This window comes from Streptomyces sp. f51 (assembly GCF_037940415.1).
Taxonomy (GTDB): Bacteria; Actinomycetota; Actinomycetes; order Streptomycetales; family Streptomycetaceae; genus Streptomyces.
This window is the reverse complement of record NZ_CP149798.1, coordinates 3,211,775-3,223,098: the sequence shown is the minus strand read 5'-3', so window position 1 is coordinate 3,223,098 and position 11,324 is coordinate 3,211,775. Positions and strand designations below refer to the sequence as shown.

The 11,324-nt window shown below is 72.6% G+C and carries 9 protein-coding genes; 4 read left to right on the top strand and 5 right to left on the bottom strand.

Translation table 11 applies throughout. From position 1 onward, the window contains the following. Positions 1-18: 18 nt before the first annotated feature. A complete protein-coding gene (gene pdxH / locus WJM95_RS14055; RefSeq protein ID WP_339135555.1) occupies positions 19-657 on the bottom strand; it encodes a pyridoxamine 5'-phosphate oxidase in 639 nt (212 codons plus the stop codon). A 449-nt stretch (positions 658-1,106) separates the two neighbouring features. On the opposite strand from pdxH, the gene WJM95_RS14050 reads away from it, so the two are divergent. Continuing rightward, positions 1,107-2,207 (top strand): citrate synthase 2, encoded by a 1,101-nt coding sequence (locus WJM95_RS14050; RefSeq protein ID WP_339130015.1) that lies wholly within the window; start codon positions 1,107-1,109, stop codon positions 2,205-2,207. Positions 2,208-2,228: 21 nt separating this feature from the next. Here WJM95_RS14050 and WJM95_RS14045 read toward each other — a convergent pair whose 3' ends face one another. Further along, positions 2,229-3,290 (bottom strand): 2-oxoglutarate and iron-dependent oxygenase domain-containing protein, encoded by a 1,062-nt coding sequence (locus WJM95_RS14045; RefSeq protein ID WP_339130014.1) that lies wholly within the window; start codon positions 3,288-3,290, stop codon positions 2,229-2,231. A 758-nt stretch (positions 3,291-4,048) separates the two neighbouring features. Here WJM95_RS14045 and WJM95_RS14040 point away from each other — a divergent pair. Further along, the gene (locus WJM95_RS14040) at positions 4,049-5,431 is read left to right on the top strand and encodes a PAS domain-containing protein (protein ID WP_339130013.1); all 1,383 of its coding nucleotides are present in this window, start codon (positions 4,049-4,051) and stop codon (positions 5,429-5,431) included. 74 nt (positions 5,432-5,505) lie between these two features. On the opposite strand, the gene WJM95_RS14035 is transcribed toward WJM95_RS14040, so the two are convergent. Then, positions 5,506-6,261 carry an SIS domain-containing protein gene (locus WJM95_RS14035; RefSeq protein ID WP_339130012.1) on the bottom strand — a complete coding sequence of 252 codons (756 nt, stop codon included), beginning with the start codon at positions 6,259-6,261 and terminating at the stop codon, positions 5,506-5,508. 349 nt (positions 6,262-6,610) lie between these two features. Between WJM95_RS14035 and WJM95_RS14030 the strand changes: the two genes are divergently transcribed. Both WJM95_RS14030 and WJM95_RS14025 read left to right on the top strand, forming a co-directional pair. Further along, complete coding sequence (locus WJM95_RS14030) at positions 6,611-7,303, top strand: metal-dependent transcriptional regulator (protein ID WP_339130011.1); 693 nt, start codon at positions 6,611-6,613, stop codon at positions 7,301-7,303. Positions 7,304-7,986: 683 nt separating this feature from the next. Beyond that, a complete protein-coding gene (locus tag WJM95_RS14025) occupies positions 7,987-8,853 on the top strand; it encodes an alpha/beta hydrolase (RefSeq protein WP_339130010.1) in 867 nt (288 codons plus the stop codon). Between the two features lie 3 nt (positions 8,854-8,856). Here WJM95_RS14025 and WJM95_RS14020 read toward each other — a convergent pair whose 3' ends face one another. Both WJM95_RS14020 and WJM95_RS14015 read right to left on the bottom strand, forming a co-directional pair. Then, entirely contained in the window at positions 8,857-10,470 is a 1,614-nt protein-coding gene (locus WJM95_RS14020; protein WP_339130009.1) for a transporter, read from the bottom strand. Next, positions 10,467-11,264 carry an ABC transporter ATP-binding protein gene (locus tag WJM95_RS14015; RefSeq protein WP_339130008.1) on the bottom strand — a complete coding sequence of 266 codons (798 nt, stop codon included), beginning with the start codon at positions 11,262-11,264 and terminating at the stop codon, positions 10,467-10,469. Before WJM95_RS14015 ends, WJM95_RS14020 begins: the two co-directional genes overlap by 4 nt. Positions 11,265-11,324 lie beyond the last annotated feature (60 nt).

Here is an 11,324-nt window from a genome sequence, read left to right as displayed (position 1 = left end):
GCCGCCCGGGCCCGCCGGTCAGGGGCTGAGCCGCTCGATCCGCCAGCTGCCGTCGGGCTCGGCCGCGTAGCGCAGCCGGTCGTGCAGGCGGTTCTCCCGGCCCTGCCAGAACTCGACCGTCCGCGGGGCGATCCGGAAACCGCCCCAGTGCGGCGGCACCGGCACCTGTTCCCCCTCGGGGTAGCGGGTGCTCAGCTCCGCGTACAGGGAGTCGAGCTCGTCGCGCCCGGAGATGACCTGGGACTGCGTGCTCGCCCAGGCGCCCAGCTGGGATCCGTGCGGGCGGGTGCGGAAGTACGCGGCGGTCTCGTCCCGTCCGGTGCGCCGCGCCGTCCCGGTGACGATGACCTGCCGGGCCATCGGGTGCCAGGGGAAGAGCAGCGAGATGTACGGGTTCCGGGCCAGCTCGAGGGCCTTGCGCGAGTCGTAGTTGGTGTAGAAGACGAAGCCCTGGTCGTCGTACGCCTTGAGCAGCACCGTGCGCGAGCTGGGCCGGCCCTCGGCGTCCGCCGTGGAGACGATCATCGCGTTCGGCTCGTGCACGAAGCCGCGCACCGCGGCCTGCGCCGCCTGCTTGAACCAGCGCGAGAACTGCTCCATGGGGTGCGCGGCGACATCGCCCTCGTCGAGGCCCTCGGCGCGGTAGTGGGCGCGCATGGAGGCGGGGTCGTCGGCGATCTCCTCGTGCGAGGCCTCGGCGGCCTCGGCCGCGGCCTGGATGAGGGGCTCGGTCGTGGATTCGTCCGGGAAACGATCGTTCACGCCGTCATCCTGCCGTATCCGGGCCCGCCCGCGCGGCGGGTGGCGGCGGGTGTGCTTCGTCACGCGGTGGCACTCAGTGCCGCGTACTCTCCCTAAAGATGGCACTCGGGGATATCGTGCTGATGCCGTTCCGGTTGGAGGACCGGCCGTACGGGGCATCACCGGGGTGACCGCCTTCGGACCGCGAGTCGGCGCAGACGCCCGAGGAACCTTCGGGAGTCCCCGCGGACGACCGTGGAACCGGCCGGCGCAGCGCCTCACCGTCGACCGCACCCCTGCAGGGGCGCAGGGTCACCTCAACCCCGACAACACCATCCGTCGCACACATCACGAGGAGCCGCCTGATGTCCGACTTCGTACCCGGACTCGAAGGAGTCGTCGCGTTCGAGACGGAGATCGCCGAACCCGATAAGGAGGGCGGCGCTCTTCGGTACCGGGGCGTCGACATCGAGGACCTCGTCGGCCACGTCTCCTTCGGCAACGTGTGGGGACTCCTCGTCGACGGCGCCTTCAACCCCGGTCTGCCGCCCGCCGAGCCGTTCCCGATCCCCGTCCACTCCGGTGACATCCGCGTCGACGTGCAGTCCGCGCTCGCCATGCTCGCGCCGGTCTGGGGCCTCAAACCCCTCCTCGACATCGACGCCGAGCAGGCCCGCGACGACCTCGCCCGCGCCGCCGTCATGGCCCTGTCGTACGTCGCCCAGTCCGCCCGTGGCCAGGGCCTGCCGATGGTCCCGCAGAACGAGATCGACAAGGCCCACTCGGTCGTCGAACGCTTCATGATCCGCTGGCGCGGAGAGCCGGACCCCAAGCACGTCGCCGCCGTGGACGCCTACTGGACCTCGGCCGCCGAGCACGGCATGAACGCCTCCACCTTCACCGCCCGCGTGATCGCCTCGACCGGCGCGGACGTCGCCGCGGCGCTCTCCGGGGCCGTGGGCGCCATGTCGGGCCCGCTGCACGGCGGTGCCCCCTCCCGTGTCCTCGGCATGATCGAGGAGATCGAGCGCACCGGCGACGCCGACGCCTACGTCCGGCAGGCACTCGACAAGGGCGAACGCCTGATGGGCTTCGGCCACCGCGTGTACCGCGCCGAGGACCCGCGCGCGCGGGTGCTGCGCCGTACCGCGCGCGAGCTGGGCGCCCCCCGCTTCGAGATCGCCGAGGCACTGGAGAAGGCCGCCCTCGCCGAGCTGCACGCCCGCCGCCCTGACCGCGTCCTCGCGACCAACGTCGAGTTCTGGGCGGCCATCGTCCTGGACTTCGCCGAGGTCCCGGCGCACATGTTCACGTCCATGTTCACGTGCGCCCGTACCGCGGGCTGGTCGGCGCACATCCTGGAGCAGAAGCGCACCGGCCGTCTGGTGCGCCCCTCCGCGCACTACGTGGGCCCCGGCTCGCGCGGCCCGCAGGAGATCGAGGGATACGGGGACATCGCGCACTGACCCCGGGCCGGCCGCCGGTCATCACGCCGGAGCGAGCAGCTCCGCGTGATGGCGGGCGGCGACGAGCGGGTGCGCCCGCAGCTTGCCCTTGAGCTCGTTGAGCCCGTACTCGGCGAACAGCGGGTTCGAGGGGTCGTCGGTGACGCCGGGCGCGCCGGAGGCGTGCGGGAAGGGCAGCGGCTCGACCCGGGCGTCGAGGCGCGGGTTGTAGAAGAACGGCACCGAGAACCGCTCGGTGGCACCTGCCGGGCTCACCACCCGGTGGTTGGTCGCCAGCAGGTATCCGTTCGTGGCGACCTCCAGGAGCTCGCCCAGATTGACCACGAAGGCGCCCGGCAGCGGCGGCACGTCGTGGAAACGGCCGTCCTCGCGCTGCACCTGGAGCCCGCCGACACTGTCCTGGAGCAGCAGCGTCAGGAACCCGTAGTCCTTGTGCGCGCCCACCCCCTGGCCGGCCCCGTCGCCGGAGCTCCCGGGATAGCGCACCAGCTTCAGATGCGGATGCGCCCGTTCCCCGAAGACCGGGTCGTAGAACCCGGCCGGAGCCCCGATCGAGGTCAGCAGCTCGCGCAGCAGCCGGGCCGCGACCTCGCTCAGTCGTTCCATCCAGGTCAGCGCGGCCGTCCGCAGCTCCGGCAGCGCGGCCGGCCACTGGTTCGGCCCCTGGAGCCACCAGTAGGCGGGCTCACCGGGGCGAGGAGGCCGCGCGGGCCGCTCGGCGCCTATGTCGAGCTGGTCCCGCCAGTCCTGGCTGCCGCCGGTGCGCTCATCACCCGTTCGGGTGTATCCGCGGAAGTGCGGTGAGCCGACGTTGTCGAGGGCCAGCCGCTCGGCCTCGGGGAGCGCGAAGAACCGGCGCATGGCCCGCAGCAGCGCGCCGGTCTCGGCCTCGGTCACTCCGTGCCCCACGAGCTGGAAGAAGCCCACGTCGTGGGCGGCGCTGTGGAGCTGCGCGTGCAGCAGCGCCCGCGCCTGGGGGCCGCGGTCGGCCGCCGAGAGGTCGATGATCGGAAGCTGCTGGTACGAGGGGTACGAGGGGAGCTGCCCGGTCGGGGCAGGCGTGGAAGACGTGTTCGTCGTCATGAGATGCGTCCGCGGGGTGTACGGGTACCCGGGCGGCCGCCAGGGGTGGGGCGGGGGCCACGGGTGCCGGGGGAGGGGAAGAGGCTGCGCGAAGGGGGCCGGTCAGGCGGAGCGCCGACAGCCCATGCTCGTGACGCGCACGAAATCCACGTGGCGGCGTCGGACGAGCATCGGAGGCATGGCCACAGCGTACTGCGGTCCCCGCGAAGGGCCTGTGACCCGGGTCACTTGGGCGGCCGGCTCCTCGGAACGGGGCCGGGGAACGCGAACGGTCCGGGGAGCGCGAACGGGCCGGGGGAACGCGAGCCGGCCGGGAAACGCGAACGGGCCGGGAAACGCGAACGACCCGTGAGCTCGGGTCCCTCCGCCTCGCGGCGACGGGGCCGGCCGGACGTACCGGCGAGCTCACGGGTCGGGTGACTGCGTTGGATTGGGCCGGCTGCACGCTGCACGCGTGCCGGTCCGGCGCCGAACCGAGTCCGACAACGGGCCGCTAGCCCGCAGCCACCTCGTATGTCCGGGTTTCCGTCATGAGCCGAACCACCTCCTCTCCTACGTGGGGACAACTCTAGGAACCCGTCCCGGGAGGCTCAAGCGATTTATTCGCGTCGTTCGCGGCGCACATTTTGTTCGCGGCACGCAGGGTTTTCCCTCATCTTCGAGGAACGAGGTGTGGGCTGAGTCACGTTCGAGTTGAATGGTGACGAGTGAGTGAACTGTCGCGCCCTTCGCACGGACGCAGCCAGCAGGGGGTCCAGGTGAGTGCATCCCGGCGTAGTGGGACCACCGACGAGCTGGGGCCCGACGAGCCCGAGCGGGACGGCTCGGATCTGCTCGCCGCGCTGCTGGACGGCATGGACGCGGCCCTGTGCGCCTTCGACGCCGACGGGGTCCTCACCCACTGGAACCGCGAGGCCGAGCGCATTCTCGGGTGGACGGCGGCCGAGGCGGTGGGGCGGCGCGGGTTCGCCGGCTGGGCCGTGCGGACCGCGGACGCCGAGGAGGTCGAGGGCCGGCTGATGTCCGCCATGGAGGCGCCCGGCCGACAGGTGCACGAGTTCGCGCTCCTCACCAAGGACGGCGGCCGGGTGCTCGTGCGCACCCAGTCCGCCGCCGTGCGCGGCCCGGACGGCAAGCCCGCCGGCGTGTACTGCGCCTTCAGCGAGGTGCACACCCAGATCGACCTCGAACGCTCGATCGCCCTGAGCGAGGCGCTGTTCGCGGACGCCGCCTGGGGCGTGGTGCTGGTGGACGCCGACCTGCGGCCCGCCGTTGTCAACGCCCACGCCGCCCAGGCCCTCGGCGCCGGACGCGGCTCCGTCCTCGGCCGGCCCCTGGGCGACCTGCTCTCCCAGGGGGTCGAGGAGCTGGAGGGCGCCCTCACCCACGTCCTGTCCGAAGGCGCGCCCCCGGCTCCCGCCGAGATGTGGGTGAACGTGCGCTCGCCGGAGGGCGACAGCCGGCGGTGCTGGCTCAGCGGCTTCGTGCGGCTGGCCTCGCCGCTCGCCGAGGAACCCGTGCCCCTCGGCGTCGGCTGGCTCTTCCAGGACGTCACCGAGGCCAAGCAGACCGAGCAGGAGGCGGCGCTGCTGCGCTTCCGCGCCAACCAGCTGCACCGTGCCGCGCGGGCCGCGGCCGAGTGCGAGAACCCGGGCGAGGCGGCCGCCGTCCACCTCGACTTCGCCCTCGCGGGCTTCGCCGACCACGCCCTGGTCGACCGGGTGGCCGGGGGCGGCCCGCCGGACGGGGAGGGGCCCGTACGGCTCGTCCGGACGGTGGCGACGCCCGCCGGGGCGCCCGGGCCGAGCCACATCACCGGCAAGGCCGGACTGCCCCTGCGCTACGGCGAGGGGCACCCCGCCCTCCAGTGCGTGGACCGCGCCGGTTCGGTCCGGGCCGACGCGGCCGCCGCCGACCCCGAGCAGGCGCGCGAGTGGGCCCTGGCCCGGCAGTGGCCGCGCGACTCCGTGCACGCCCTGTGCGCGGTGCTGCGCAGCCGGGGACGGACGCTCGGGGTGGTGACGTTCCTGCGCAGTGCGGGCCGCAGCCGGTTCGAGCGCGCGGACGCGATGTACGCGGAGGACGTGGCCGTACGGATCGCGATGGCCCTGGACCTGGAGGAGCTGGCCGGCGAGCCCTGAGGACGCGGGCGCCGCCCTCCGCCGAGCCCCTCCCGCCGGGCCCCTCCCGCCGTGGCCCTCGGCGCCCTACGCGGTCAGCGCCGGTAGAAGATCCGGTCCCCGTACTCCGTCATGACCCGGGTGTTCCACTCGTGGCCGCCGTCGACGTTGCCCGAGCGGAGCAGGGGCGGTTCGACGCCGCGGTCCGCGAGGTCGCCGGCCGCGGTGGCCATGACGGCCTGGAGAAGGGCCGAGGTGACGACGGTCGACGCGGGGGCGAAGGGCGCCTCGATGGAGTCGAGGGTGAGCTCGGCGTCGCCGATGGGGATGCGCGAGTCGAGGACGACGTCGCAGTGGTCCTTGAGGTAGGTGCCGGACACGTGCCGTGACGAGGTCTCGGTGGCATAGGCGACGGAGGTGACGCCGATGACCTTCACCCCCAGGGCGCGCGCCTTCATGGCCATCTCCACGGGGAGCGCGTTGCGGCCCGAGAGCGAGATGATCACCAGCAGGTCGCCGGAGCGCAGCGGACTGGAGTCGAGGACCGCGCTCGCCAGCCCGTCGACCCGCTCCAGGGCGGAGCCCAGGGTCGCGGGCATCACGTCGACGCCGACCACTCCCGGCACCGTGAGGAGGTTCATCAGGGCCAGGCCGCCCGCGCGGTAGACGATGTCCTGCGCGGCGAGCGAGGAGTGACCGGCGCCGAAGGCGAAGAGCCGGCCGCCGTCCACGACGGTGTCGGCGATCAGCGTCCCGGCCGCCTCGATCTCCCCGGCGTCCTCGTCCCGCACCTGCCGCAGCAGACCGATCGCGGCGTCGAAGAACTGCCCGGCCAGCTTGCTGTCGCTCATCGGCGAAGCCCCTTAGAAGTCTCGTCGGCTTGGACGTCTCGTCGGCGCAGGGCGGGTGGACGGCTGAACCGGTCGCCCGGCGTGGCCGTACTCCCGTCGTGTCGCGGATCACGTTGCGGTCTGGACCACTGCCCTGTCAATACGGCTTGCGGCGGCGCTCCGGGGCGCGGTCACGGGGCGTGCACGGGTGGGTCCCGCGCCCTGTCCCAGGGGATTCCGGGGCGATCGGTGACAAGCGGTTCGAACGGCGAGGCACGGTTGTCAGTGCTATGCGTCAGAATTGAGTTCAGGGCCAGCGCACACGCCGGTGGGCCATCGAGTCTCCGGCAGAGCTAATCGAGGGGCACGAATGTCCGGACTGATCGACACCACGGAGATGTATCTCCGCACCATCCTCGAGCTGGAGGAGGAAGGCGTTGTCCCCATGCGCGCCCGGATCGCGGAACGGCTCGACCAGAGCGGCCCGACCGTGAGCCAGACCGTGGCGCGGATGGAGCGCGACGGTCTGGTGGCGGTGGCGAGCGACCGGCATCTGGAGCTCACGGACGAGGGGCGCAGGCTGGCCACCCGGGTCATGCGCAAGCACCGGCTCGCCGAGTGCCTGCTCGTCGACGTGATCGGCCTGGAGTGGGAGCAGGTGCACGCGGAGGCCTGCCGCTGGGAGCACGTGATGAGCGAGGCGGTGGAGCGGCGGGTGCTGGAGCTGCTGCGCCACCCGACGGAGTCGCCGTACGGAAACCCGATCCCGGGCCTCGAGGAGCTGGGCGAGAAGGACGGCGCGGACCCGTTCCTGGACGAGGGCATGGTCTCGCTGTCCGAGCTGGACCCGGGTGTCGACGGCAAGACCGTGGTCGTGCGCCGGATCGGGGAGCCGATCCAGACGGACGCCCAGCTGATGTACACGCTGCGGCGGGCGGGCGTGCAGCCCGGCTCCGTGGTCAGCGTGACGGAGTCGGCCGGCGGGGTCCTCGTCGGCAGCGGCGGTGAAGCCGCGGAGCTGGAGCCGGACATCGCCTCGCACGTGTTCGTCGCCAAGCGCTGACTCCTTCCGGTACCCGCGAGGGGCAGCTCCCGGGCGCAGACCCGGAGGCCGGCAGCCGCTGACCTCCACGTCGGCGTCCGGGAGCACGCCGGACACCCTGGGACCCACCCGTCCCGTACCGCCTCGGGCGCGTCAACTGCTGTGACGACAGGGGCAGTTGTGATGTTTTCGCGACCTTGTCGAAACCAAGATTCAGTGTGCCGAATCGCAGCGCCGCGACCGTTTGCGTGCGAGGCTGTCGCGTGAGGCATATGACCTGAGGGCTCTTGACCGTGTCCGGGAGCGATGGTGCGCGGTCGGGGAGGGGGCGCAAGGATGTGCCGCAGACGTGGCGAGGGCCCCGGCGCCTTCCGGCGCCGGGGCCTGTCCTCCCCTGTGCTGACCCGGAGCCCCGAGCTCCCAGGGTCATTCCCTTCGGACCGTTTTCCCCGAGCGGTCCGCCTCCCGCAGAAGATCTCCCCCGGGCGACGGCCGTCAATCCTGGTGGGCGGTCACTCGAACGAGGGGTGTTGCGGCCGGAAAGGCCAGTTTCGAATCCGCATTCGATAACGTGACGATGTGGCGGGAGCGCACGAGGGACATCGACCGGCACGGCGGGACAGCGGCAGGAAGCGGTACGGATGGACCGGCCGGGAGGAAGTGCTGGTGCGAGGTCCGAGCGAGCTAGGGGGGTGCCATTACCGATGGTGCGGCGCATCGACGTGACGGGAGCGGGCGGAGTACGCCTGGCTGCCTGGGAGTTCGCCGATCCTCCCAAGGACGAGGACCCGAGGGCGCCCGGCGTGCTGTTACTGCACGGCCTCATGGGCCGCGCCTCGCACTGGGCGTCCACCGCCCGCTGGCTCTCCGAGCGGCACCGCGCGGTCGCCCTCGACCAGCGCGGCCACGGCCAGAGCGACAAGGCCCCGGAGGCCGAGTACACCCGTGAGGCCTATGTCGAGGACGCCGAAGCCGCCCTCGACCAGCTCGGCCTCGGACCGGCCGTCGTGGTCGGCCACGCGATGGGCGCCCTGACCGGCTGGCAGCTCGCCGCCAAACGCCCCGACCTCGTCCGCGCCCTGATCATCTGTGACATGCGGGCCTCCGCGCTCGGCGCCGCCTCCCAGCGCGAGTGGGAGGACTGGTTCAAGGCCTGGCCCGTCCCCTTCGCCACCCTCGCCGACGTCCGGAAGTGGTTCGGCGAGGACGATCCCTGGGTGGAGCGCCGCAATCCGGCCCGCGGCGAGTTCTACGCCGAGGTGATGCACGAGTCCTCCGACGGCTGGCGCCCCGTCTTCGAACCCGAACAGATGCTCAAGTCCCGCCAGACCTGGGTGTACGACGCCCACTGGGAGGAGCTCGCCCAGGTCCGGTGCCCCGCCCTGGTCGTCCGCGGCCTGGACGGCGAGCTCGGCCGGGCCGAGTCCCAGGAGATGGTCCGGGTCCTGCCGCGCGGCCAGTACGCGGAGGTCGCGGACGCCGGCCACCTCGTCCACTACGACCGGCCCGAGGCCTGGCGCGGCGCGATCGAGCCGTTCCTCGACGGTGTGCTCACCGGCGGAAGCCGATGAGCCTCACCCCTTGCTGACGGCCGCCAGGATCTCCGGCAGCCGCCCCGCCGTCCGGGGCGCCGCGAGCCTGAGCCCCGCCAGCGTGATCAGTGCCCCGTAGCCGGCGCCCACGGGCAGCAGCAGCCAGGTCCAGCGGTCGCCGCCGGCGCTGACGTTCAGCCAGATCGTCAGGGCGATGACGGGCGCGGCGAGCAGCGCCGCCGAGATCATGCCGCCGAAAATGGCGATCCAGGCGAGACCGCCCTGACCGGGGGCCACGTTCTTGTAACCCTCCTGGGGGATCGAGTACGGGAAGCGGGCCGAGGACCAGGCGCCGGTGGCCAGCATCGCGCCGAGCAGCGCGAAGGACAGGCCGAGCACCTCGGGCAGCTTCGCCCACGCGCCGAGCAGCCCGGTCGTCACCACGGTCACGAGGGTCGCGTACGGCAGGGTGATCAGCAGCAGGGCCAGCGCGCGCCCGCGCAGTTCGACGTAGGCGTCGCGGGTCGAGGAGATCGTCAGCGCGACCATCCAGAACGCGGACGTGTCCTGCCCGAACTGGTTGTACATCTGGATCCCGAGCATCCCGGCCGCGAAGCACGCGAAGTACACCGAGCCGGTGCCCTGGAGCGCGTTGAACACCGGCACGATCAGACCGATGGCCAGCGAGGTCACCCAGGCCGCCTTCGTCTTGGGATCACGCCACACGTACCGCAGGCTGCGTTCCATGACCGTGCCGGTGCGTCCGGCCGGCAGCAGGCGCCGGAGCCCCGACGGGCCGCGCTCGCGGCCCGCCGGTTCGGCAGCCTGGAGCGTGGACCCGTCGGGCGAGGTCATCAGCCGGGTCAGATGGCGGGACCACAGCGCCAGCAGCCCCGCCAGGGCCGCCGCGCACAGCGCGAGCTGGACGATCCCGGCCGCGTACGATCCCTCGCTCACCGAGTCCACCGCGCCGATCGCCGACCCGGGCGGGATCCAGCGCAGCACGTCCGTCACCGGGTCCAGCTTCGACAGCCCGCCCGCCGAACCGAGCCGCTGCGCGCCGAAGTTGACCAACTGGGCGCCGATCGCGACGACCAGCCCGCTGAGCACCGCCAGATCGCGGCCCTTGCGGCTGGACAGCAGCCGGATGTTGGCGGCGGCGACGGCCCGGGCGAGGGCCACGCAGACCAGCAGGGCGAGACCGAGGGCGACCACCGCCGTCGCGTAGGCCGCCGCCCCGTGCGCGACCGAGATCACCGCGCCGAGCAGCAGACAGAACGTGAAGAGCGGGCCGATGCCGACCAGGGAGGCGGCCAGCAGCGCCCGGACGAGCGGCCGCGGCCGCAGCGGCAGCATCACCAGCCGGGTCGGATCGAGGGTCTCGTCGCCGCTGGGGAAGAACAGCGGCATCACGGTCCACCCGACCGCCAGGATCACCGTGAGCAGGACCCCGACGGCCTGGGCGTGCGTGTTCCCGCGCAGCGCGATCAGGCCGATCAGCTGGAGCACGGCGAAGAGCAGCACGAGCACCGTGGAGGCGATGAACGCGGCCCGCCGCCCGGCCGACTGCCGCAGCCCGTTGCGCAGGAGCGCCAGCTTCAGACGGACGACGACGGGAGTGAGGGACGCGCCGGAGACGCCGGTCGCGGCGCTCACCGGGGTGCCCCGCCGCCCAGCCAGTCCAGGTCGGCCCCGGTCCCGCGGCCGTGCGCGCCGACAAGCTCCAGGAAGGCCTGCTGGAGCGAGGGCGCGCCGCCGCGTACGTCCGCGAGCGGGCCGTGCGCGCGGATGCGTCCGGCCGCCATGACGGCGACCCAGTCGCACAGCGACTCGACCAGCTCCATCACGTGGGAGGAGAAGACGACGGTGGCGCCGGAGGCGGTGTACCGCTCCAGAACGCCCCGGATGATCTGCGCGGAGACCGGGTCCACCCCCTCGAACGGCTCGTCCAGGAACAGGACTTCGGGGTTGTGCAGGAGCGCGCAGGCCAGGCCGATCTTCTTGCGCATGCCGGTCGAGTAGTCGACGACGAGTTTGTGCTGGGCGCCCGCGAGGTCGAGGACGTCGAGGAGCTGGGTGGCGCGCTTGTCGACCTCGGCGCCGGGAAGGCCCCGCAACCGCCCGTTGTACGCCAGCAGTTCGCGGCCCGAGAGCCGCTCGAAGAGCCGCAGCCCCTCGGGCAGCACACCGATCCGGGCCTTGACCTCCACCGGGTCGCGCCAGACGTCGTGACCGGCCACCTCGACGGTGCCCTGATCGGGCCTGAGCAGCCCGGTCACCATCGACAGCGTGGTGGTCTTGCCCGCCCCGTTCGGCCCGACGAGCCCGATGAACTGCCCCGAGGGAAGCTCCAGATCGATCCCGGCCACGGCGACCTGCTCGCCGAACCGTTTCCAGAGCCCCCGCACACGTACGGCGGGCACACCGCCGTCCTTCGCTCCCTCGCTCATACAGGCACCCTAAGCGCCCATGACCGCCAAGAACCCGTTCCCGCCGGGTCCCGGCCGATC

Excerpts from the sequence above, each read along its gene's own strand:
- pdxH (WP_339135555.1), bottom strand. The coding sequence starts at position 657 with ATGCGCGCCCACTACCGCGCCGAGGGCCTCGACGAGGGCGATGTCGCC.
- WJM95_RS14030 (WP_339130011.1), top strand. The coding sequence starts at position 6,611 with ATGTCCGGACTGATCGACACCACGGAGATGTATCTCCGCACCATCCTC.
- WJM95_RS14015 (WP_339130008.1), bottom strand. The coding sequence starts at position 11,264 with ATGAGCGAGGGAGCGAAGGACGGCGGTGTGCCCGCCGTACGTGTGCGG.
- WJM95_RS14050 (WP_339130015.1), top strand. The coding sequence starts at position 1,107 with ATGTCCGACTTCGTACCCGGACTCGAAGGAGTCGTCGCGTTCGAGACG.
- WJM95_RS14045 (WP_339130014.1), bottom strand. The coding sequence starts at position 3,290 with ATGACGACGAACACGTCTTCCACGCCTGCCCCGACCGGGCAGCTCCCC.
- WJM95_RS14025 (WP_339130010.1), top strand. The coding sequence starts at position 7,987 with ATGGTGCGGCGCATCGACGTGACGGGAGCGGGCGGAGTACGCCTGGCT.
- WJM95_RS14035 (WP_339130012.1), bottom strand. The coding sequence starts at position 6,261 with ATGAGCGACAGCAAGCTGGCCGGGCAGTTCTTCGACGCCGCGATCGGT.